Origin of the sequence: Pseudoalteromonas sp. L21, from assembly GCF_021728035.1 — a bacterium.
In the GTDB taxonomy this organism is placed as follows: Bacteria; Pseudomonadota; Gammaproteobacteria; order Enterobacterales; family Alteromonadaceae; genus Pseudoalteromonas; species Pseudoalteromonas arabiensis.
In genome coordinates this window covers 521,823-545,893 of sequence record NZ_JAKKCV010000002.1, presented here as the reverse complement: position 1 = coordinate 545,893, position 24,071 = coordinate 521,823, and the positions used below count along the sequence as shown (strand labels likewise).

General features: G+C 41.1%; 21 protein-coding genes. 11 read left to right on the top strand and 10 right to left on the bottom strand.

Translation table 11 applies throughout. The features are described 5' to 3' along the window. The first annotated feature begins 55 nt into the window (after window positions 1-55). On the top strand, window positions 56-3,145 hold the full coding sequence (locus L3V41_RS07650; protein WP_237115584.1) for a TonB-dependent receptor: 3,090 nt from the start codon (window positions 56-58) through the stop codon (window positions 3,143-3,145). Between the two features lie 49 nt (window positions 3,146-3,194). Here the strand turns inward: L3V41_RS07650 and L3V41_RS07645 are convergent, their stop codons facing one another. From L3V41_RS07645 to L3V41_RS07625, 5 genes are all read right to left on the bottom strand, one after another. Further along, window positions 3,195-4,205, bottom strand: a complete 1,011-nt coding sequence (locus L3V41_RS07645; RefSeq protein WP_237127478.1) for an ABC transporter ATP-binding protein — start codon at window positions 4,203-4,205, stop codon at window positions 3,195-3,197. A gap of 12 nt (window positions 4,206-4,217) precedes the next feature. Then, complete coding sequence (locus L3V41_RS07640) at window positions 4,218-5,717, bottom strand: iron ABC transporter permease (RefSeq protein ID WP_237127477.1); 1,500 nt, start codon at window positions 5,715-5,717, stop codon at window positions 4,218-4,220. Beyond that, window positions 5,717-6,757 (bottom strand): extracellular solute-binding protein, encoded by a 1,041-nt coding sequence (locus L3V41_RS07635; protein WP_237127476.1) that lies wholly within the window; start codon window positions 6,755-6,757, stop codon window positions 5,717-5,719. The genes L3V41_RS07640 and L3V41_RS07635 overlap by 1 nt, the downstream gene beginning before the upstream one ends. Continuing rightward, entirely contained in the window at window positions 6,757-7,569 is an 813-nt protein-coding gene (locus tag L3V41_RS07630) for a hypothetical protein (protein WP_237115586.1), read from the bottom strand. The genes L3V41_RS07635 and L3V41_RS07630 overlap by 1 nt, the downstream gene beginning before the upstream one ends. Window positions 7,570-7,663: 94 nt before the next feature. Continuing rightward, the gene (locus L3V41_RS07625; protein WP_237115587.1) at window positions 7,664-8,116 is read right to left on the bottom strand and encodes a MarR family winged helix-turn-helix transcriptional regulator; all 453 of its coding nucleotides are present in this window, start codon (window positions 8,114-8,116) and stop codon (window positions 7,664-7,666) included. Between the two features lie 103 nt (window positions 8,117-8,219). On the opposite strand from L3V41_RS07625, the gene hmgA reads away from it, so the two are divergent. Both hmgA and maiA read left to right on the top strand, forming a co-directional pair. Next, window positions 8,220-9,524 (top strand): homogentisate 1,2-dioxygenase, encoded by a 1,305-nt coding sequence (gene hmgA / locus L3V41_RS07620; protein WP_237115588.1) that lies wholly within the window; start codon window positions 8,220-8,222, stop codon window positions 9,522-9,524. Beyond that, window positions 9,524-10,153 (top strand): maleylacetoacetate isomerase, encoded by a 630-nt coding sequence (gene maiA, locus L3V41_RS07615; protein ID WP_062567922.1) that lies wholly within the window; start codon window positions 9,524-9,526, stop codon window positions 10,151-10,153. The genes hmgA and maiA overlap by 1 nt, the downstream gene beginning before the upstream one ends. 66 nt (window positions 10,154-10,219) lie before the next feature. Here the strand turns inward: maiA and L3V41_RS07610 are convergent, their stop codons facing one another. After that, a complete protein-coding gene (locus L3V41_RS07610; protein ID WP_062567923.1) occupies window positions 10,220-10,450 on the bottom strand; it encodes a TIGR02647 family protein in 231 nt (76 codons plus the stop codon). A 94-nt stretch (window positions 10,451-10,544) separates the two neighbouring features. Here L3V41_RS07610 and L3V41_RS07605 point away from each other — a divergent pair, with 94 nt between their 5' ends. Together L3V41_RS07605 and L3V41_RS07600 are read left to right on the top strand one after the other, a co-directional pair. Beyond that, window positions 10,545-10,841, top strand: coding sequence for a DUF1496 domain-containing protein (locus tag L3V41_RS07605; protein ID WP_237115589.1), 297 nt, complete (start codon window positions 10,545-10,547; stop codon window positions 10,839-10,841). Between the two features lie 67 nt (window positions 10,842-10,908). Then, the gene (locus tag L3V41_RS07600) at window positions 10,909-11,175 is read left to right on the top strand and encodes a VF530 family protein (RefSeq protein ID WP_062567925.1); all 267 of its coding nucleotides are present in this window, start codon (window positions 10,909-10,911) and stop codon (window positions 11,173-11,175) included. 2 nt (window positions 11,176-11,177) lie between these two features. Here the strand turns inward: L3V41_RS07600 and L3V41_RS07595 are convergent, their stop codons facing one another. Beyond that, window positions 11,178-12,800 carry a diacylglycerol kinase family protein gene (locus tag L3V41_RS07595; RefSeq protein ID WP_237127475.1) on the bottom strand — a complete coding sequence of 541 codons (1,623 nt, stop codon included), beginning with the start codon at window positions 12,798-12,800 and terminating at the stop codon, window positions 11,178-11,180. Between the two features lie 343 nt (window positions 12,801-13,143). Between L3V41_RS07595 and L3V41_RS07590 the strand changes: the two genes are divergently transcribed. The 6 genes from L3V41_RS07590 to L3V41_RS07565 all read left to right on the top strand — a co-directional run bounded on the left by L3V41_RS07590 (window position 13,144) and on the right by L3V41_RS07565 (window position 18,749). Next, window positions 13,144-13,674, top strand: coding sequence for a sigma-70 family RNA polymerase sigma factor (locus L3V41_RS07590; RefSeq protein WP_062567927.1), 531 nt, complete (start codon window positions 13,144-13,146; stop codon window positions 13,672-13,674). After that, window positions 13,671-14,360 (top strand): anti-sigma factor, encoded by a 690-nt coding sequence (locus tag L3V41_RS07585; protein WP_237127474.1) that lies wholly within the window; start codon window positions 13,671-13,673, stop codon window positions 14,358-14,360. The genes L3V41_RS07590 and L3V41_RS07585 overlap by 4 nt, the downstream gene beginning before the upstream one ends. A 124-nt stretch (window positions 14,361-14,484) precedes the next feature. Beyond that, entirely contained in the window at window positions 14,485-16,077 is a 1,593-nt protein-coding gene (locus L3V41_RS07580; protein ID WP_130152101.1) for a DUF4331 domain-containing protein, read from the top strand. 10 nt (window positions 16,078-16,087) lie between these two features. Next, entirely contained in the window at window positions 16,088-16,600 is a 513-nt protein-coding gene (locus L3V41_RS07575; protein ID WP_237127473.1) for an Ig-like domain-containing protein, read from the top strand. A 40-nt stretch (window positions 16,601-16,640) separates the two neighbouring features. Beyond that, window positions 16,641-17,639, top strand: coding sequence for a hypothetical protein (locus L3V41_RS07570; RefSeq protein ID WP_237115593.1), 999 nt, complete (start codon window positions 16,641-16,643; stop codon window positions 17,637-17,639). Window positions 17,640-17,648: 9 nt separating this feature from the next. Then, a complete protein-coding gene (locus L3V41_RS07565; RefSeq protein ID WP_237115594.1) occupies window positions 17,649-18,749 on the top strand; it encodes a HupE/UreJ family protein in 1,101 nt (366 codons plus the stop codon). Window positions 18,750-18,780: 31 nt separating this feature from the next. On the opposite strand, the gene L3V41_RS07560 is transcribed toward L3V41_RS07565, so the two are convergent. The 3 genes from L3V41_RS07560 to L3V41_RS07550 form a co-directional block, all read right to left on the bottom strand. Continuing rightward, a complete protein-coding gene (locus L3V41_RS07560) occupies window positions 18,781-19,398 on the bottom strand; it encodes a TetR/AcrR family transcriptional regulator (RefSeq protein ID WP_062567933.1) in 618 nt (205 codons plus the stop codon). 128 nt (window positions 19,399-19,526) lie between these two features. Beyond that, entirely contained in the window at window positions 19,527-20,930 is a 1,404-nt protein-coding gene (locus L3V41_RS07555) for an efflux transporter outer membrane subunit (RefSeq protein ID WP_237115595.1), read from the bottom strand. Continuing rightward, window positions 20,930-24,061, bottom strand: coding sequence for an efflux RND transporter permease subunit (locus L3V41_RS07550; protein ID WP_062567935.1), 3,132 nt, complete (start codon window positions 24,059-24,061; stop codon window positions 20,930-20,932). The genes L3V41_RS07555 and L3V41_RS07550 overlap by 1 nt, the downstream gene beginning before the upstream one ends. Between the last annotated feature and the right edge of the window lie 10 nt (window positions 24,062-24,071).

Here is a 24,071-nt window from a genome sequence, read left to right as displayed (position 1 = left end):
AAAAGGAAAGGTACTTACACACAGTAAGTATCATAATTTAATAACGGGAAACCTCATGAAATCAACATTTAATAAAAGTACACTGGCAATCGCTGTTGCGACTTGTTTAACGTTCAGCCATGCTGCAATGGCCAATGAAACCTCTTCTTCTATCAAAGGACAAGTTACAGGCCCGAATGGCAATCCTGCTGCTGGTACACAAATAACAATAATCCATATCCCTTCAGGCTCAGTTAAAAAAACGACGGTAACAAATGAAGGTAATTTTTCTAGCCAAGGCCTTCGCGTCGGTGGCCCTTACAAAATTATCGTCGATTCTGATCAATATGAAGATCAACAACTTGATGGTATTTATTTGACTTTAGGTCAAGATTATCCTGTAACTGTTAGCTTACAAACACAGCAAATGGAACAAATTGTGGTATCTGGCGCACCGATAAGCGCACAAACTGGCAGCACAGGTCCTGCAAGTCACTTCTCGCTTGAAGATCTAGAGTCTCGTCCTGCCATCAACCGTGATTTAAAAGACATTATTCGCGCCGACCCTCGCATCTTTATTGATGAAACAAATGCAAACTCAATTAATTGTGGCGGCGGTAATCCTCGTTTCAACAGCTTGACTGTTGATGGTGTGCGCATGAATGATAACTTTGGTTTAAATTCGAGTGGCTACCCTACCGAACGCATGCCATTTTCATTCGATTCTATAGACCAAGTAGCCGTTGAACTTGCGCCATTCGACGTGCAATACGGTGGTTTTACATCATGTAATATTAATGCGGTAACAAAATCAGGTACCAATGAAATTCATGGTGGTTTGTTTTACGACTATACCAACGACTCAATGTCTGGTGACTCTATCGAAGGTAAAAAGCTTGATACAGGAAACTACACTGAGAAACGCTATGGTTTTAACGTAGGGCTACCTTTAATTGAAGATAAGCTATTCTTTTTTACTTCTTATGAGAAACTAGAAGGCGCGCAAATCTTTGATTATATTCCATTTGCTGACAACCGTATTGATCAAGCAACTATCGATCGTATTACACAAATCTCAAAAGATAACTATAACTACGACCCAGGTAGCATGATTCCGAGCCTACCTGTCGAAGACGAAAAGATTTTAGTAAAGCTTGATTGGAATATTAACGATGCTCACCGTGCAAGCCTTGTATATAACTATAATGATGGCTTCTCTCTTGCCCAATCTGATGCAGATTCTGACGAAATAGCCCTTTCAAACCACTTCTATGAGCGTGGCGCTAAATTAGAATCTTATGTTGCCTCTCTTTACTCTGATTGGACAGATAACTTTTCAACTGAAGTAAGAGTGGGTTATTCAAAACTCGATAACCGCCAGCAATCTTTAGATGCTGCATCTGGTTTTGGTGAATTCCGTATCGACACCGGTGATATTGATGTTTATATCGGCCCTGACGATTCTCGCCAATCAAATATCCTAAATTATGACAACCTATCACTTAAATTAGGTGGCACATACTATTTAGAAGATCATGAATTATCATTTGGTTATGAACGTGAAGAACTGGATGTATACAACTTATTTGTTCAGCACACAGAAGGCGAATATCGCTTTAGTTCAATTGACGATTTTGAAAATGGTATTGCGCGTGTTTACTATGGCAACGCATCATCACAAAATCCAGACGATGCAGCGGGTGAATTTGCTTACGCCTTAAACACCGTTTACTTTCAAGATAAGTTTGAGCTAATTGACTACGATATCACGATTACAGCGGGTCTACGTTATGATTGGTATACAAGCAGCGATAAACCAACCCATAACCAAAACTTTGAAGACAGATATGGCTTTTCAAATAGCCAAAACCTCGATGGTATTGACCTTCTTCAACCGCGTTTAGGCATCAACTGGATTTATAACGATCAATTAGAGTTACGTGGTGGTTTTGGCCTATATTCTGGTGGTAATCCAAATGTTTGGGTATCAAACAGCTACTCTAATGACGGTGTAAGAAATATTCAGATTAACGAAAAAGGTTTACAAATTCTTGGCGATGATGCCATTGCATTTAACGGCGGCGGTATGCCTGGTTATGACATTCCACAATCTCTCTATGACGAGGTTGGGCAAGGTAGTGCAGATGCGAGTGCTAATGTAACTGATCCTGATTTTGAAATTCCTTCAGAATGGAAATTCTCTTTAGGTGGTACTTACATCACCAGCAATGATTATGTGTTCAATGTTGATTATCTCTATACAGATAAACAAGACTCGGCAATTATTCGCAACATTGCTAACGTACAAACAGACACAGCGCCAGATGGACGCCCTGTTTACAACGATGTTTTACATCCGCGTGTATCTGACTTTATGCTAACAAATGTTGAAGGCAGCGATGCTTATTCACATGTACTTTCTTTATCAATGAATAAAGCATTTGATAACGGTATAGATTTAGCACTTTCTTATGCTTATACCGTGGCAAAAGATGTGAGCCCAATGACCAGCTCTGTAGCATTCTCGAATTACCACTTTATTGCGGTATCTGATTCAGAGAACCCAGGCGTTACAACCTCTAATTATGAAATACCACATCGCTTTACACTATCTTTAGGTTATAGCCATGAAATTTTTGACGGCTACGAAACTAAATTCAACCTATTTGGTCAAGCACAGCAAACTAACCCATACTCTTATACCTTTGATAGGGATTCTGGTGGTTTAGGCTTTAACGATGCGAGCCGCCAACTTTTATATGTACCAGAAGTTGATGATGCATCAGTTGTTTATGGTCCTGACTTCGATCAAGCTGCCTTTAACAATTGGATTGAAAGTGAAGGCTTAAAGCGAGGTGAGATCCAAAAACGTAATAATATTGATGGCGACTGGTGGGTTACGTTCGATCTAAAAGTTGAGCAAGAGTTTATGGGCTTCACGCCTGACCAAAAAGGCTCAGCTTATTTCGTAATTAAAAACATCGGTAATCTATTAAACGATGATTGGGGTGTTTTAAAATCAGGTAGTTCGTTACAAAGTGCAGTAACAGCTGACATCGTTGATGGTCAGTATGTTTATAGCTCTTTCAACAACCCTGCTGGTACGAGTGTACAAACTGAACCTTCTTTATGGGAGATGCGTATCGGGGTTCGTTATAGCTTCTAATAATTAAAAGCAAACTATAAGCCCGCCTATTAGGCGGGCTTTTTATTAGTTAGCGTGGATATACGGCCAACGGATGGGTTGTGTTAATTGATACATGTACGTGGTCATTCGGCCGCACAACCACTTCATGGCTTACACGGCTTGTAACTATCGTTTTGCAGGCAAGTTCTACAGCACATAAACGGCTACCACCTTCGTAGCGCACCCATGTCACGACACCATTTGACGATTGTGCATTTTGAATTAAATGAACATCATCAGGTCGCAATAGTACATCAACCGTAGCGGAATTGTGGTCAACTTTAATTGCAGGGGCATTACCTAAGTCTGTTGTCGCTATATCACCTTCACATTGACCTGCTATGAAACTCGCTTCACCTAAAAAGCGAGCCACAAAGCGGTTTGTTGGTAAGCTAAAACAGCGCTCAGGGGTATCAAGTTGCTGAATCCCCCCCTCCTTAAGTACACCCACACGGTCACCAATGGATAGGGCTTCTTCTTGGTCATGAGTGACCCAAATCGCAGGGACACCTGCATCTTTTAATGCGTTACGAATATCCCACCGTAAAGTATCTTTAAGCGCTGCATCAAGATTAGATAAGGGCTCATCAAGTAATACAAAATCTGGTTCGTGAGCAAGTGTTCGCGCAAGCGCGACACGTTGTTTTTGACCACCTGATAATGTTGCAGGCTTCTTATTACGAAACGCCTCAAGACCCAGAAGCTTTATCCAATGATCTGCTTTGGATGTATCGGTCAACCTAAAGCAAATGTTCTGTTGCACCGTTAAATGTGGAAATAACGCAAAGTCTTGAAAAACCATACCTACTTTACGTTTCTCAGGCGGCACTTTTAGCTTTGGAGTAGCACGCCATGTGCCTAAATTAATTTCGCCTTCGCTGATGGGAATAAGCCCTGCCAGAGCTTGCAAAATGGTACTTTTACCACAGCCAGTTGGACCAACTAGCATCAGGATCTCACTCTCTCCAAGTGATAAATTAAGATCACTCACCACACGATTGCTACCATAATCGATAGACAGCTTACTAACTGATAGCATTTATACTGATCCTTAAAGTTCTAATTGACTGCGCTTTTCACCAGAGAGCATTATAGCTAAGCCACAGGCTGATATCACTACCAACAATAAGCCTGGTATTGCAGCACGGCCAAAGTAACCGGCTTCATAAACACGCCATAAATATGTTGAGAGGGTTTCAAACCCTGTCGGGCCTAATAAAAGTGTCGCTTCAAGCTCACGCATTGATTCTAAAAATACCAAAGCCGCACCGGCAATAATACCGCGCAGTGTTAGAGGCAAGGTAATACGCATAAATGCTTCACGTGGACTTGCACCTAGTACGCGCGCTGATTTGATTAAGCTTGAATCTAAGTGTTCAGTACTAGTACGCACAGAACCAACAGCAAGGGGTAAAAACCGAAGTACATAAGCGATGACTAATAATGCCAATGTTTGATATAAAAGCGGTAATTGTAAACCACCATAAACTAGCGCAGTTCCCATTACGATGCCTGGAATACCAAAACCAAAATAGGTAACTCGTTCCATAAAACGCCCTACTTTACCGCTTAATGCAGCATGAGCAACTGGCACAGCGACAACCACAGCGACAAAAGCAGCAATACCCGAGGCATAAGCTGAGTTCCAAGCAATGCTGAAATCAAAATCAGCAATCCCATCACGGGCAAGCCAAAGAGTAAAAATTGCTAACGGTAAACAAATTGCCAATAACAAAACAGGCAAAAATGTTACTAGCATTGCCAGTTTTTGAGCATTTGTCGGAAATAACATCAGAGCTCGACCATGACGCTCTGACGTGGTTTTAATTTGTGATTCGATGAAAAGTAAAAAGCCAACTATCACCATTAACTGCAGCGATAACATCGCAGCACGACTTAAACCAAATGCGTTGTATTCAACATAAATAACACGGGTGAAGGTATCTAAGCGCATCATCGCCGGCGTACCAAAATCGGATAATGTATAAAGCGCAACCAGTAATGATCCAGCGGCAATCCCGTTAACTACACGAGGTAATATTACTTTAAACACACTCATGGTCATCGACATACCTAAAGTACGCGCAGCATTTACCATACTGGCATCGAGGCTGAGTAAAGAAGAACGTGTTGTTAGCATAACAAACGGAAAAGTATACAAGGTCATTACAATAGCAGCACCGGGTAACCCGTACATAGCAGGGGTTTCAAACCCTAATAGTTGGTTTATCTCCCCACCTGGTCCAAATGCCGCATAAAGTGTAAATGCTCCAATATAGCTTGGAATAGCAAGTGGGGCTGCAAATAGCACTAACCAAAGCTTTTTAAAAGGAAGTTGCACATAGGCACTAATGAACGCCAGAGGCACGCCTATAAAAATAGAACCTAATACAGTTAACACCATAAGCGATAAGGTGTTTCCAAGAATTTTTAAATTATGACTATCAAAAACAGCCGTGGCATCACTGGCTAAGGTGATCAGAATATAAACTGGCACTAACGCCAAAAGCGCTGCAAGCAGCGCCATGGGATAAGAAGCAGGTATGCGCATTATAAAACACCGCTACTGCGCATAAGGTCGAGTGTTGGCCTTAAATCTGCCAATTGAGTTAAATCGATTTTCGGCGGTGAAATATCAGTTAACGCAGGTAGCCCAGCTGGCTGGTCAATACCTTGGATCAACGGGATTTCATAGGCTTCACGGGCTAAGTAACTTTGTACTTCTTCACTTAATAAATAACGCATAAAATTCATTGCATTAGGATTATCGGTCAGCGATAACACACCTGACGCATTAACCAAACAACCTGCATCTTGATTAGTAAACGCGAGGTCAAGGTTAGCATCTGGTTTACCTGACTTAAGGCGTAATGTGTAATAATGGTTAGCAAAACCAATATCCACTTCGCCACGTTCAACCGCCATGACTACACCGAGTTCACCCGCATAGGTTTTAGAGCGTTTTTGAACTTTTTTAAGCCATTTAGCTGTTTTATCATCCCCCTCAAGTATACGCATTGCTGTTACAAACGATTGAAATGACGCATAAGCTGGTGCCCAGCCTATTGATAAATCGCTCTCAGCAATTGCTATAATACTATCTGGGATCTGATCTTTACTAAGGCGCTGAGTGTTATAAGGTAATGTACGGATGCGACCTGTCACTGGAGCCCAACCAGGGTAGCGGAATTGCGGTTGTAACTGAGTTTCTAAATCACTTGGTAAAGGTTTAGCCAGACCTGCGTCTGTAACTAAGCCAATTGCACCAGAATCAACGGCCCAAAATAAATCGGCACGTTTTACACCTGCTTTTGCTTCTGCCACGATCATATTGGCTAAAGCTGCAGTGGGTCCACGTCGAATCGATAAATTTAGTTTTGGGTTTTTCTTTTGGATTGATTGCAGCACATTTTCGTACAAACCGCCTTCACCGCGACCTAAATATAATGTTAAATCCCCCTCAAGGGCTGGTAAGTCTTTCACTGAAATTGGGCTTGCAGCAGTCGCTGCAAAGGCTCGTGATAGAGGTAGCGGCATTGAGCCTACTACCCCAAACGCAGCCAGGCCTTGAATAAAGGTCCTACGCTTCACTAAAATACATCCTTACGTGCTTTTTCGGCTTCTTCTAGTAACACCTTAGCGCGATCTAGTTTTTCTTGCATATCAACAACCACTGCACGTACTTGGTCAACACTCCCTTTATCAGAAATAGCCTTTGGCAGGGTTACATTAAAATCTTTTTCGAGAACTTCGACTAACTTCGCATCTTTTTCAATCAGTGTACCTTCAACACCTTCGAATAAGTGAAGGTAAGTGTCGTGTACAATTTGAGTTGCTTCTTCGCTTAAACGCTCTGCATATTTTGCAACAACACGGTCTAACTTGTGTTTAATCTCGTCAATTGTTGCACTTTGCGTCATTGTTTCAGAAGCCGTTGCTTTAACAGCTTTTAATAAGCCTTTTTGTTGGAAGTCAGCAGCCAGTTTAACAGCTCCTAAACCCTGCCACAAGGCAGCGTTCAAGGCCTTTTGATGCTCACGAGCTTCGCTTGCTGGTTTTTTATCATCAATGGCCATTTTAATACCGTAAATGCCTTGCCAGATTGATGCATAAACCGGCACGTAGTTTGTTTCAATAGCGCTGTGAAACTTTACAGACTCCCAGTATTCGATTAAGTCACCGCTTTTTACAGCTTTCGCACCTTTGGCCTCATAATCGGTTACCATAGTGTCTACTTTGCCGATCATCCACTCAACGTCTTCAGAATAATCCTTCAAATTTTCTTTTAGATGATTAACGTGCTCACCAATTGGGCCATTTGCCAATACAGGTTGGGCAATAAAAGTAGAAGCGAATACTAGGCTTAGGCCTAGCGTTTTCACGGTGTTTAACGCTAATTTCATAGGGAGACATCCAAGTTTCTAATTGTAAATGATAGCCATTATCATATACGTATAGATTGCCTAAATCAATTGCTATAAAGCACTGATTACAGATTTACACATTTTTATTTAAGTGATTGGAAAGCTTAGTAAGAATGTTAAAAAAATGTGTTAATTCATGACTATCTAAACCACTCACCAAATGTGCTTGCCATGCAATTGCTTCCGGTACTATTTGTTCATGTAAACAGACCCCTTTTTTAGACAGCATCAGCAGGTTTGCACGTTTATCTATCGGGTCGGGCTTTGCCGTTAAAAGCTCTCTTGCTAATAGTGATTTTACTGCACGGGATACGGTTGATTTATCCATTTGTGCCATATCACACAAAGCTTTTGCACTACACTGACCATACTGAGCAAGATTAGCAATAACGCGCCATTGCGGCACCGTTAAATCAAATTGTTGATAAAGTTCACTAAACTGCTCACTCATTTGCACAGCTATATTAGTCAGTGAGTAAGGTAAGAATTTTTGTAAATCGAGTGTTGGCTGTTTATCTGTTATCATGGCTTCACTACTGTCAAAGAATGTTTACATAATGAAATTCAGCGTGGTTTGAATTTACTCTCACATGAGAGTATCTTACCTAAAACCTTTCAGGAGTCTAGTGATGAATAACGAATTACAATATATGACAGGCTTTGGTAATGAATTTGAAACCGAAGCATTACCCGGTGCATTACCAATCGGTCAATTCAGCCCACAAAAAGTAAAATACGATTTATATGCTGAGCAGTTCAGTACAACGGCATTCACAGCCCCACGTGCTGATAACCGCCGAACATGGTTTTATCGCATTCGACCTTCAGTTGTACAAGGTGATTACACACCAATTGATAATGGCCTGATTCGTACCGCTCCTATCACAGAAGTAGCAACGCCACCCACCATGCTACGTTGGGATCCAATTGAAATACCAGAAAAGCCAACTGATTTTATTGATGGTTTAGTCACCATGGCAGCTAACGGTAGTGCCAATGGCCAAGCCGGTATTGGTATTCATATTTATGTCGCTAATAAATCAATGCAAAACCGTTACTTTTATAATGCAGATGGTGAAATGTTGTTTGTGCCGCAACACGGTGAGCTATTGCTAAGAACCGAGTGCGGTAAACTGACCATTCGTGCAGGTGAAATTGCTGTTATTCCTCGTGGGATAAAATTTGCTGTTGATTTATTAACAGACACAGCCCGTGGTTATATTTGTGAAAACTATGGCCATGCCTATATTTTACCAGAGCGCGGCCCTGTTGGTGCAAACGGATATGCTAATGACCGTGACTTCCACTACCCTGTTGCGGCCTATGAAGATATCGAAGGTGACTTTGAGCTTGTCGCCAAATTTAATGGCAATATGTTCCGTTGTGATATCAGCCATTCTCCTTTGGATGTTGTGGCATGGACAGGAAATAGTGCGCCATACAAATATGATCTTGCCCGTTTCAACGTTATGAATACGGTAAGTTATGACCACCCAGATCCATCAATCTTCACCGTGTTAACATCACCATCAGGGACTGAGGGAGTCGCTAATATCGACTTTGCTATTTTCCCACCTCGTTGGATGGTTGCAGAAAATACTTTCCGCCCACCTTATTATCACCGTAATATCATGAGTGAATTTATGGGCTTAATCGAAGGTGTGTATGACGCGAAAGAGCATGGTTTTGTGCCTGGTGGCTCAAGCTTACATAATTGTATGTCGCCACATGGTCCAGAAGCTGATGTATTTGAAAAAGCCTCAAATGCTGACCTTCAACCTCAACGCTACGAAAATACCTTGGCATTTATGTTCGAATCACGTTACGTTATTTCACCAACAAAATATGCCCTTGAAGGTAAAGAGCGCCAGCCTAATTACACAGACTGTTGGCGTACTATTAAAAAACATTTCACTGGTAAACAGGACGCATAATGAAACTTTATAGCTATTTTCGTTCATCCGCTGCATACCGAGTGCGCATTGCCCTTAATTTGAAGAACATTGATCACGAGCTGGTGACAGTTAACTTATTAAAATCAGAGCAACAAAGCGACGAATACCTTGCTAAGAACCCACAAGGTTTATTGCCTGCACTTGAAACTGAGCAAGGTGTACTTGCTCAGTCTCTGGCTATTTTAGAGTGGCTTGAAGAAACGCACCCAGACACACCGCTTTTGACTGGTGATGCATGGCAAAAAGCTCAGATCCGCAATTTATGTTATGCCGTAGCATGCGATATCCACCCGATTGATAATTTGCGCGTATTAAAGTACTTAGCTAACGATCTTGGTGTTGATGAAGACGCAAAAACAACCTGGTATAAGCATTGGGTAGAAGTTGGTTTTCAAAGCATCGAAAAGCTACTTGATGAAGCGGACACTTTTTGTGTTGGGAACAAACCAACGCTTGCTGATGTGTGCCTTGTACCGCAAGTATTTAATGCACTGCGCTTTAAGGTCGATATGACTAAATACCCTAAGATTGCAGCTGTTTACGAGCAGTGTAATAAGCTTGATGCTTTTATTGATGCTGCGCCGCAGAATCAACCTGATGCAGTTTAATTAAAATAGCTTGCAAGGAACAAAGTAAAGGCCCGTTAATATCGGGCCTGTTAAATTCTATATTTTCTATCTGAGCGCTGAATTGATCACGCTGACATGCTTGATCAAATCCAGTCCTAAATCCGTTAAATAGCCACCATCAGGGCTATCAGTGATGCCTTTATCATAGAGGCGCTTTGCGGCATCCCTTATTGAAGTATCTGCATCTGAGTGGATTTTAATACCCTGCATTTGTGAATCACGCGGAAACTTTGCAAGAAGCGTTAACTCATCAAGCATATTAGTATCAAATTGCATGTGTTCTCCTTTTTATTATAGATATGTGTATTTTTATAGTAACAAGGATTAAGCTTAGTGTAGATATATAAAACTGCATACACAGAGGTACATTTTGAGTTTATTAAAGCATACGTTTTTAATATTTAGTATTTTATTTTCAGTGAGCTCAATCGCAAGAGATAAGCCTGTTGTTGTATTTGATTCTCAAGATATATATGACCAATCAAAGCTGTGTTGGTATGACAACAAACGCTACACTGAGGGCGCAATTATTCAGATAGGTCAAAGCGAGCTCGTTTGTGCTGCAAAGCATACACACTTTAACAACAGCGAGTTATCTTGGTTAAGAATTGATAAAGATGGCAACATTATGAGACCACGTCCAGCAAAAACTATTCGTGTTAACTAAATCTGCAAATAGCAAAGGTAGGCGTTCTAAGTTAGAATGTACTGGTTTAAAGTTATAAAGAAGAGTCATGGACAATCAACCTAACAATCCTCTACATGGTGTTAAACTCGCTGATATCGTAACCAAGCTACAAGAAAAGCTTGGTTGGGATGGTTTGGCGTCGCAAATTGATGTGCGCTGTTTTCAAAATGATCCAAGTGTTAAATCGAGCCTCAAGTTTTTACGCAAAACGCCTTGGGCACGCGAAAAGGTAGAGCAATTATACATTGATACCTTTTCTAATACCGCTGACGATGACGACGCACCGTTCCAATGGAAAAGTATAAAAAAGTAGCGTTAAGCCTGCTCTGAGGTTATCACCGAAAGTGATTTCGGTGATACTTCAACCACCAGTTTATCGGCCGTTTTAACCTCACCATCTATCACATAACTCAAGGGTTCATCTGCACTTATAGTGACTTCTCTCGCATTTGTGTGATGACTGTCAATCGCGAAACTTGTTTGCGTAATACTCGAAAAAACCAATTCAGCAATACTCAAGGTACTTGCTTTTGAATCCGTACTAGGTGTTAACCAATTCACATCTAATAGACCATCTTGATGATCAGGCTGACCTGCTGACTGAGCCAACAAAGTAGTAAAAGGTGCTGCATTTGCTACAATCAAACTTGTGGTATTAATCACTTGCGGCTCATTACTGTCAATTGTCACTGTATAGTCTTGTGCTTCATGCTCACCTAACGCCTGCCAAAAGCCTTGTAAATACGCGAGTTGACCCGATTCATTCTTGGCTTCACGGTGCGCTTTTTCAATCATTTGTTGCTCAAATCCTACACCGGCTAAAAGTAACATTCTTTCGCCATTACAAAGCGCTGTATCAATGCGCGTAGCCTGTCCTTCAATAATTAATTCGCAAGCTTGCTCGACAGGAATAATTTTTGACTTTATTCCCATTAACACATGGGCAAGGGCGTTTGCTGTACCAAGCGGGATGATACCGAGTTTACAATCTGTATTAACTAATACTGTGGCAACTTCTGTCACAGTTCCATCACCACCACATGCAATGATTACATCTGGCTTTGACTTTATCGCTTCTTCGGCAAGCTCTGTTCCATTTGTATCCTTAGTGGTTGTATGCACAGTAAGGTCGTAATATTGCGATAAACGTGAAGTTATTTGCTTATTTTTAGATTCCCATAATTTGGTGCCCGAGACTGGATTTGCAATTAACACCGCTTTATTTTTAATTAATAAATCGCCATTTCGATGACGACGAACTAAATGGCGCAATTGGCGCTTATTTAAGTTTGCAGTTTCGCGGGTTTCTTTAATTTTCAATAGAATGTCGTGCACATCTGCATCTTTATTTTGACTTAGCAGATAAGCAGCCATCACAAAAACGGAGCGTCCACGGCCAAGAGCGCAATGAACAACAACACGTCGTTCTTGTTTAACCTGATGGTGAATCCAGTTGATTGCTTGGTTTAATTGTGCCTTAGTAGGCACACTATGGTCTAAAACAGGAATATTCAAATAACGGATGTTTTCTTGGGTTGATGACCACTCAAGTCCATCAAATTCACAAGTAACATCTAAAATAGCTGTTATGCCCATCTCTTTCATAGTGTCTATGTCAGAGGGAAATAAACGGCATGCTAAAAATAATTGCTCGTCAATTTGCTGTAATGGCGGAACTTTATCATTTTTGCGAGACCATGCATTGTATAGTTGTGCGCCCATCAAAAAAGGGATAAATGCCCAGCGGATATAAATCGGAATAACGCCATTTTCACGCTTACGAAATATGCGCGCCAAGTTAAAGAAATAAGCACCACTTACAAGAAGTAAGGATAAAGCAGTCCAATAAAAAAATAACGCAAAATAAATAGCCTCAACACTCAACCCTACAATTATAAATGCAATTCCTAACGCCAAATAACTAATAGCAGCCCACATAATCACTCCTTGTTTTTCTAATTTATTAATTAAAAGCAAGTTTCAAACCAGTAATTTACTTAAACACTCATAATTAGAGCTAATAAAAACAGTGACTTAATAATTTAAAATAAATCTATCTTATAGTTTAGGTCATATTTTCACAAATTTATGAATAACTTACATAAGTGCATGAAAATAAATGAGCTAAAGTTGCCAAGTTGGACATCCATGCTAGGCTAACTAATAGAAAAGGTGTGGTTTTATCATTTAATTACAGTCTTTTCTCTAAAAGTAATGTTTTTTTGCATCTAAAAAGATGAGTTAACCGTTAATTAAATACAACAAGAACAACAGGAACTTTATGGACAATGATCAACTATTAGCACTGCTCAGTGCAACAGCAAAGGGTGATAAACGCGCTTTTGCTGATTTGTACCAGTCAACCAGTGCGAAGTTATTTGCTATCAGCGTAAAAATGCTGGGTAATCGAGCTCAAGCTGAAGAAGTCTTACAAGATGCTTTTGTTAAAATATGGCACAACGCCAGTGACTATCAGGTATCTAAAGGTGCTGTAATGTCTTGGATGATAAGTATCGTAAGGTATCGCTGCTTAGACCTGTTACGTCATAAAAAGGTACGTAAAGAGCAAAGTTTAACTGATGAGCAAGAGCAAGAAGATCTAACCTCCATACAGGTGTCCTATGAGGATGATTCAAAATTAGTAGACTGTATTGAACAACTTGATCCACAACAAAGACAAGTTATTCACTTGGCTTATTATAAGGGTTTGACTCATCATGAACTTGTTGACCACATTTCGTCTCCTCTAGGTACGGTTAAAAGCTGGATCAGACGCGGGTTACAACAGCTACAAAGGTGCTTAACATTATGAATTATGAAAACCAAACACTTATTGATATGTTAGCCGCTGAATATGTGCTTGGCACTTTAAGAGGCCCTGCGCGTGATAGATTTGCCAGATTAATGCTGACATCAACTCGTGCCAGAGAAGCAACATGGATGTGGGAGCAGCATCTTAACAACTTAGCAAGTTCCATTGAGTCTATCCCTCCTGATGATCATGTATGGGAAAAAATAGTCAGTCGTGTCGACCCAGATGTTATTCCTATTCACAGCAAAGCAAAAAAATCGAACTCATCGATACTCCAAGCATGGTCATTAATAGCAACGGCTGCATGTATTGTGCTTGCTCTGATCATTTGGCAGCCTCATGAGTCTGCAAAATCTCAAGCACAACAAATCGCATTATTCAAAAACCAAGAGCAAACACCTTTATGGTTTATTGATGTCCAACAAAATAACTTATCAGTAAAAGCATCTGCCGCGTTAATTCCTCGCACCGATAAGGATTATGAGCTTTGGATGATAATAAAAGAGCAAGAAGCGCCTATCTCCCTTGGCCTATTACCTAAGTCAGGAAGATTAGAACTACCTAAGGATGCCCGCTTTAATGCAGATGATATAAGTTTGCTTGCAGTCAGCCTTGAACCATTAGGGGGCTCCCCAAATGGCTCACCAACTGAGGTGCTTTACACCACAGAGCTAGTTGTTCTTTAGACTAATAAGCCGTGCTAAGCACGGCTTTTTATATTTTTGTTAAAAAACTTTAAAATTATTGCATCCAGTTAAATTACCAATACGTATTCACTATGACTTAATTTAAAAAACTAAGGATAAAGTCATGAAGAACGTAACTCCATCTCTTATTGCAATTGTAGTATGTAGTACCCTATTCAGCTCTCCAACTGAAGCTTCAAGTCACCGTGAAGCGCCAAACATCGCGCGCTTCCCGACATTAGATTCAACTGACTTTTACGCGTTTAATAGCTACGAAGAAGGTCGTGGCGACTATGTCACCTTTATCGCTAACTACATCCCACTTCAGGATGCATATGGCGGCCCAAATTATTTCGCTATGGATCCTGATGCAACTTACAGTATTCATATCGATAATGACGGTGATGCCATTGAAGATATGACTTTTGCTTTTAATTTCAAAAGCATGCTCCCTAATGACAATATGGGAGTTGCACTCACTGTGGGACCAGAAGGCAACCAAAGAACCGTGGCAGTACCTCTTAAAAACGTAGGTGGTGTCGCAGCTGGAAATGACGCTGCAGTAAATTTTAGTGAATCATATACTGTTAGTGTTATTTCAGGCCCACAACGTACCGGCACTAAAGCAATGCTGACCAATACCATGAACAGCAGTAATGAGTTTTACAAACCGCTTGATTACATCGGTAACAAAACATTCTCATCGATGTCTGCTTATAAAGAGTATGCAAACCAGTATATCTACACTGTTGCGATTCCAGGCTGCAGCGGTATGGGTAAAGTATTTGTAGGCCAGCGTAAAGACCCATTTGTTGTTAACCTTGGTAAAACCTTTGACCTAGTTAATTATGTGCCAGTTGAAGGCGACAGTGCCCCTGGAGCAGGTGACGGTAATGGCTTTCCTGGAGGTATTACACAATCTGCAGACAATGATGATTTAGCAATGAAAAATGTCACTGCAATTGCAGTTGAAGTACCCAAAGCTTGTGTCACTGGTGAAGGTAACGGCACAATTGGTAGCTGGACAACGGCAAGTTTACCTCAAGCACGTATTCTAAACCCGAATGCTTCATTTGCTAAAAATGCTGTGAACGGGGGTGCCTTAACACAAGTGTCTCGCCTTGGTAACCCACTTGTAAACGAGCTTGTCATTGGCCTTAAGGATAAAGACACTTTCTCTACATCTGCTCCTGCTGATGATGGTCAGTTCGCTGATTATGTAACACACCCTTCACTACCCGAGCTACTTAACATCTTATTTAAAGATGCTGTAAATACTACCTTAGGTACGAATATCGAAACCCTTGCACCAACCAACTTCCCTCGTGTTGACTTGGTAACTGCGTTTTTAACTGGCTTCCCAGGTGTAAACCAGCTTGCAACTGTAACACCATCAGAAATGCTACGTTTAAATACCGCCATTGCAGCAACAGCGCAGTCAGAACAATCTGCATTTGGCGTAGCAGGTGATGATTTAGCTGGCTTCCCTAACGGTCGTCGTCCGGGTGATGATGTTGTTGATATTGCGCTTCGTGTTGTAATGGGTCGTTTGTGTTATCCAATCCCTGTCAACGGCACCGACACAGACTTAGGCTTATGTACATCAGATGATGCCAGTGTAGGTACTGTTCCATTCACAGATGGTGCCCCATTGGATGCAAGTATGATGGATGCTAGTTTCCCTTATCTTGCAACGCCAATTGCTGGGTCTAAGTAAGGAGGCAATTATGTGTAAATTCAATCGTTCTACCTTACTCCTTAGCATTTTTGCAGGCGTACTCGCAGGCTGTGGCGGTAGTGATAATGATGACAAAATGAAACCGACACCTGTAAACAATGCTCCCAGTGCAATTGATGCAATGGTAACAACACAAACAGAAGTTGCTATTGAAGATATGCTAAAAGGGTCTGACCCTGACGGCGATGCACTTACTTACAGTTTAGTGTCTGAACCGAGCTTAGGTGATGTTGTTGTTAATGCTGATGGCAGTTATACATACACGCCAAATCCAGAAACAACAGGCTCTGACAGTTTTGATTTTGCTGTGACTGATAGTAAAAACAGTCAAGCAACAGCCACTGTGAGTATCACCATTGAGGCGTTGCAAGTTGACTTCACAACAATTGGCCGTGCTGCATTTAGTCAGAGTGCATCAGATAAACCATTGAGCTTAAACGGTCGTGTATTTACAAATACAGGCGCAGAGGCAAACTTTGATGATCTGGTTAGTGGAAACTAATTGCAAACTTGGCCACGGATGGCCTTTATAAGGATAAATTATGAAATTATTTTCTTTCTTCCTACTATTTACAACAACGCTATTGCAAGCAGAGCCATATATACCGAACGACGAAGATATAATAGCAAGTTCAAGAAGTCCTTTACCTGCCACATTATCGAAATACGAATTGGCAACGTTATTTGAGCAGAATCAATGGGCTGGTAGAACAGAATCAAACCAAGGCCTGTTAAAAAATTACTTATCAGAAAAAATTCGTCAAACGGATGACCCTGATATCCACTACTATTATGCACGCCTGCTGCAACGCGAGCACAAGTTCGAACTTGCTTTGGCGGTATTGAATGATTTATTAAAAAACGACCCTAGCCATGTGAATTCAATTTTACTAAAAGCAAATATTCTTAAAGTACAAGGCCAATTTGCAGCTGCAAATTCAAGTTGCTTATCGCTGGTGGGTAAAGCCAGTATTGAGACAATTTCAACCTGCTCTCTTGATGTTAAAAGCCAAATGGGTGATTTGGCAAAAAGCTATGACGGCTTAAAAAAAATTATCAAAAAACGAAACATAAGCATGAATACACGCCATGTTCTTGCAGAAATGGCTTATCGATTAAACATGCCAGAACAAACCTTACAATATTTAAATGAAGTTGATCTGGCCAAAGCACCTGTCAGCTTAGTTGTGTTGTGGGCAAATGCGCAATTAGCGCTTGGTAATAACGAAAAAGTGCTCGTGACACTTTCAAAACTTACAGCAGATGAAAGCAATCTAGAAGATGCTTTATTACTTCGCTTAGCACAAGCAGAACTAAATAAAGAAGACAGCCAATCAAGTAAGTGGCAAACACTGCTGAAAAAGCGAGTAACACTACGAGAATTGAGACAAGACACCTATCATGCCAGTGACCTTGCTTGGTATTATTTAATGATAAATCATGATCCTACAAAAGCTACTTATTGGGCAAACATTAACTGGCAGCATGCTAAGTTAGAGAGCGATAAACGCCTGCTCGAATTAGCGACCAAGCACAACTAGGGAATTACAATGAAACAGTCACTTTTAATTGCTTTAATGCTTTTTGCTTGTAGCTTTACGTTAAAAGCACACCAATTAAGTACAGCCTATTTGAATCTTGAAGCTGATTCGACCGAGCAGTTAAAATTATCGGGCTCTTGGCAGGTTGCCGTTGGTGATTTAGAACAAAAAATCCCCTTTGATTTAAACCAAGATAACGTGATTACATGGCAAGAAATTAAAACCAAACAATCGGCAATTATCTCTTATCTAAGTAAACACTTATCTACAGTGCAATCTGCAGAGCCTTGCTTGTTATCTTACAATGGAGAATTAAAAGTAGACTCTCACTTTAATCAATCATACATTGATGTCCCTGTTCAGATAGTTTGCCCAAGCGCGTCTGCCGCAATTACCCTAAAATACACCGCGCTATTTGATATAGACTCAAATCATAAAGCGATTGCAGCTGTTGCTAATTCAAGCAGAGTGTTTAGTCAGAACAAACAATCGCAAGTCATTAATTTCAGTAAATCGAGTTACAGCGACACATTCATCGAATATGTCTATCAGGGTGTTTTACATATTTGGATGGGTGTGGACCATATTTTATTCCTTGTGGCTCTATTATTAACGTGCGTTCTCGTTAGAAATGATAAGCGTTGGCAAGGGATTAACTCTAAAAAGAAAATAGCCGTGGATACAGCGTGGATCATCACCGCTTTTACACTTGCACACTCAATCACATTAACAGCTACTGCATTGGAACTGGTATCGCCTAATAGCCGTTGGGTTGAACTGGGAATTGCAATTTCAGTGCTATTTGCTGCGCTTAATAATATTTGGCCACTAATTGTTCGCTTAGGATGGGTAACCTTTGCATTTGGTCTTTTGCATGGAATGGGCTTTGCGAGCGTACTAGGTGAGCTTGGCTTATCTTCTAATTACCAATTGATGAGCATACTTGCATTTAATCTAGGTGTAGAGCTAGGCCAGCTTGCAATTTTAGCTGTTTGCTTACCGTTACTTATTGCTATGCGAAATTATGATTGGTACAAAAAATGGGTCATGCCAGTAGGGTCTGTTGCGATTGCTCTTATCGCATTACAATGGTCAATAGAACGATTTTAAAAATAGAGGCGTATCACGCCTCTATTTGATATTACTCAAAAGGGACTAGCAAAGTCCTCATGGCGGGTTTTAGTGCCTTCATTAACTGCTGAGTATCAAGGGAAGGGTTGAGCATCTTTCTGAGCAATAACCCGCCCATCACTGAAAACATCACTTCAATACGTGCATTTACCTCAGACAGCTCTGTATCCTGCAAGGGGCCTCTTTCACCAATCAGTAACTCACGCATAGAATCACGAGCATGGCTATCGGACTCTCTCAGTAAGTTAGCCACTTTTTCATTGCGTGCAGCTTCAGCCAACATTTCAAGATCAAGCGCACCTTGGTTTAAATCAGTATGACGTTCAACTCCTCGCTCTAGGCCATCGAGTAGCACCGTAACACGGTCACCTGGCTTATTGGCAAACTCTTTAAAGATAGAGAACATCTCTTCCATATCGCGCTCGACAATAGATTCAATAATAGCTTCTTTACTCGCAAAGTAATTGTAGATATGGCCAGCACTCATACCCGCAGTTTTAGAAATTTCAGCCATACCCGCACCATGGTAACCTTTGCGTCGGAAACAATCAGCAGCCGCACAAAGCACTTGATTCCGTCTGGCCTCAGCAAGCGCAGGGTCGTTGTGTCTTTTGGTTTTTTGCGTCATTTTGTCTCCGAGGTAATGTGACGTGGGTTAACTATAACTTAAATAAGGTTTACATGATCTTAATCATTGCTTTGTGATAAAACAACTAAGATCATGCAAGTCCTTAAATAAATTATGCAATTGGTAGTTTATTGCGCAACGTGTTGGGCACTCCAGCCACCACCAAGAGCTTTGTAGAGGTTAATTTGGCTGGCAAGATACGCTTGCTTACCTAAAATTAACTGCTGCCCTGCACTATACCAATTACGTTGTGCATCTAGCACTTGCAAATAACTATCTGCACCTTTTTGGAAACGTGCATCCGACAAGGTAAAAGATACCTCATTGCTACGATAAAGATCATTTAAAGCATCAAGCTGTTGTTTATAACCTTGACGGTCTGCAAGTGCATCAGACACTTCTTTAAACGCTTGCTGGATTGTTTGCTCATAACTTGTTAGCGCAGCTTCTTGCTGTGCTTTGGCCACATCTAAGTTAGCCTGATTACGTCCCATATTAAAAATAGGTAAGTTAATCGAAGGTACAAAGCTCCATGTGCCTGAGCCTGAATCAAACAAATTATCAAGATCAGCAGAAGCGGTTCCAGCATTGGCTGTTAAACTAATGCTTGGATAAAAAGCCGCTTTCGCAACACCAATATTTGCATTTGCAGCAAGTAGGTCATGTTCAGCAGCTCTTATATCAGGACGCTGGGTTAATAACTCAGACGGTAAACCAACGGGCACCTCAGGCATGTTAAGCACGGTATCAATACTTTGCGAAGGCAATAAATCAGCACTCACCGTTTTACCCACTAAAAAGTCTAAGGCATTTTTATCACGTTTAAGTAGGCGTTGATAATTTGCAATATCCACCTTTGCTGTTGCTACTGTACTTTCTAACTGAGATAGCGTTAACTGTGAGGCGGCACCCAATGCAAAGGTCTTTCGTGTTAACTCTAATGACTCTTGTTGTGATTTAAGCGTATCGTTAGCAAGCGCAAGTAATGCTTTATCGGTTGCGTAGTTTAGCCATGCATTAACCAGTTCAGATATCAAGCTGATGCGAACACTGGTCAAGCTATACTCTGCTGAATATAAGTTTTGCAGTGCCTGCTCAGACTGATTGCGTACTTTCCCCCACAGGTCAAGCTCGTAAGCCGTTAAGCCAACCGTTGCAGAGTATTGCTCTGTGATTGTTGCTTGCCCCGTGTTAGATAAATCTGCAGGTAAACGCTGACGTGTGCCTGATGCATTTAAATCGATGCTTGGATACAAATTTGAATCCTCGATTTGATACATAGCTCTCACCTGCTGCACATTGAGTGCAGCAGTTTGTATGTCTTTGTTATTTTCAAGCGTGAGTTGAATTAACTGTTGTAATTGGTCATTACTAAAGAAGGTTTGCCAATGCAGCGCGTTTATATCGCCTTCTCCACCCTCTACATCATAGCTTTGTGCAACGGGTAATTCACGTTGTTCAAGATCTGGCGCCATATTACAAGCAGACAGTAACAAAGCTGCCACAGAAACAGAAACGAGTTTAAGGGTCATTATACTTGCTCCTCATTTGTCGCTTTATGCTTACCAGGGAAGATACGACGTACTAATACAAAGAATAACGGCACAAACAACACCACAATACTTGATGATGCAAGCGTACCGCCAATAACCGCAATACCGAGTGCATTTTGAGCACCAGAGCCTGCACTTGAGGCTATTGCAAGAGGTAATACACCACATACAAACGCCATTGACGTCATAAAGATTGGCCGTAAACGTAGACGGATAGCTGCCACAGCCGCATCAACTAACTTCATCCCTTCATCCATTTTATGAATAGCAAATTCAACAATAAGAATGGCATTTTTGGATGCTAAACCTATGGTGGTTAATAGACCAACTTGTAGATAAATATCATTCGATAAATTAAATACAAATGACGCAACTCCTGCACCAAATACCCCCAGCGGTACAATTAACATTACCGCAGCAGGCACAGACCAGCTTTCGTATAATGCGGCAAGACACAGGAATACAACTAATAATGAAAGTGCATACAATAATGGAGCTTGACCACCGCTTAGGCGCTCTTCATAAGAAATGCCGGTCCATTCAAAGGCAACACCTGGCGGTAATTTCTTAACAATTTTTTCCACTTCAATCATTGCTTGACCAGTACTATAACCTGGCGCAGCTGCCCCTTGGATTTCCATAGCTGAAAAACCATTATAACGTTCTAGTCGCGGTGACCCATATGTCCAGAATGAACGTGCAAATGCTGTAAATGGCACCATATCACCTGCTGAGTTACGCACATACCATTCATCTAAATCTTCTGGAACCATACGTGATTCAGGGATACCTTGCAGATACACTTTCTTAACGCGACCACGGTCAATAAAGTCATTTACATAACTACTACCCCAAGCGGTTGATAGCGTATTATTTATATCAGCTTGTGTTAAACCCAGTGCCTCAGCTTTAGCCAAATCAATATCAAGTTCAAGCTCTGGCTTATCTTCTTGACCATTTGGACGTACACCTGAAAGCACAGGGTTTTGAGCCGCCATACCAAGGAACATATTGCGCGCTTCAAGTAACTTGTCATGCCCCAAACCAACACGATCTTGTAGGAATAAAGTAAAACCATTTGCCGTGCCTAGCTCAACAACAGCTGGAGGTGGAAAAGCAAATACAAAAGCTTCTTTAATGGTTGAGAAAAAGCCCATTGCTTTACCAGCGACAGCACCAACAGATAGATCGTCACGTTGACGTTCATCCCAATGTTTTAAGCCAACGAAACCAATGGCAGCATTTTGCCCTGAACCTGCAAAACTAAAGCCTGTTACTGTAAAGATAGAGCGCACAGCTTCAGATTGGTCCTCTAAAAAATGACGTTCCATCTTTTCAACAACTTTTAACGTTTGTTCTGTTGTTGAACCTGCAGGTAAGCTGACTTGGTTAAATAAAATCCCTTGGTCTTCATCTGGCAAGAAAGCAGATGGCAATTGCGAGAAAATAAATACCATGCCACCAACAATCAACCCATAACAAAGTAAGTAACGTTTACTGTGCTTGATCATGCGCGATACGAAGCTTTGCGCACCATTATTAGTTTTATCGAATCCTCGGTTAAATCCTAAGAAGAAGCGGCCAAAAAGTGATTTATCATTATGAACATGGCTAGGCTTTAACATAGTTGCACATAAAGCAGGTGTTAAAATTAACGCCACCAATACCGATAAACTCATTGCTGTTACAAGGGTGATCGAGAATTGACGATAAATAACGCCTGTGGAACCCGCAAAGAATGCCATCGGAACGAACACCGCTGAGAGCACCATAGCAATACCGACAAGCGCACCTTTAATCTCGTCCATCGATTTACGTGTTGCTTCCAGTGGAGATAAGTTCTCTTCGGTCATTACACGTTCCACGTTCTCAACAACAACGATGGCATCATCAACAAGCAAGCCGATTGCCAGTACCATTGCAAACATGGTTAATGTGTTAATTGAATAACCAAACACCTGCAAAATCGCAAAGGTCCCTAGTAATACAACAGGCACTGCTATAGTTGGAATAAGTGTGGCTCTAAAATTCTGCAAGAATAAGTACATCACTAAGAATACCAATACAACGGCTTCAATTAGTGTACTGACTACTTTTTCAATTGATAATGATACGAACGGAGTTGTGTCGTAAGGAACAACGGTTGTTAGCCCTTCAGGGAAAAATGGCTCAAGCTCAGCAAGTGCTGCTTTTACACCATCGGCAGTATCAAGTGCATTTGCCCCGCTGGCAAGTTTAACGCCTAAACCAGAGGCTGGTTTACCGTTAAAGCGCGCAACCACCCCATAGTTTTCACCACCAAGTTCCACTTCTGCAACATCGCTTAAGCGAACAACTGAACCATCCGCATTCGTTTTTACAAAGATATTTCTAAATTGTTCTGGTGTTTGTAAGCGGCTTTGTGCGGTTACTGTTGCATTCAATTGCTGACCATCAACTGCAGGCAGCGCACCGAGCTGACCTGCTGAAACCTGCGCGTTTTGGGCACTAATCGCAGCACTTATATCTGCTGGTGTTAATGCGTATTTTTGCAGTTTTGATGGGTCTAACCAAATTCGCATGGCATATTGTGAACCAAAAAGCTGAACTTCACCAACGCCGTTCACACGGGAAATAATATCAAGTACATTCGATGAAACATAATCACCGATATCAATATTATTCATGCTTCCATCTTCGGATACAAAGCCCACTACCATTAAAAAGTTTCTAGCAGACTTAGCAACAGAGACACCTTGACGCTGCACCTCTTGCGGAAGTAATGGTGTTGCAAGTGACAACTTATTTTGTACTTGAACTTGCGCTATATCAGGGTCCGTATCAGCACTAAAAGTCAATGTTAATGTCGCTGAACCATTCGATTCTGAGGTAGACGACATATATAACAAGCCATCAAGACCCTTCATCTTTTGTTCAATAACCTGAGTAACCGTATCTTCTAATGTACGGGCCGACGCACCTGGGTAATTGGCTTGAATACTGATTGCTGGTGGCGCAATTGATGGATACTGTGCAACCGGCAAACTTCTAATTGCTAGAATACCTGCCAGCATCACTACAATGGCAAGTACCCAAGCAAATATGGGCCGATCAATAAAAAATCGTGACATTAAGTTTCTC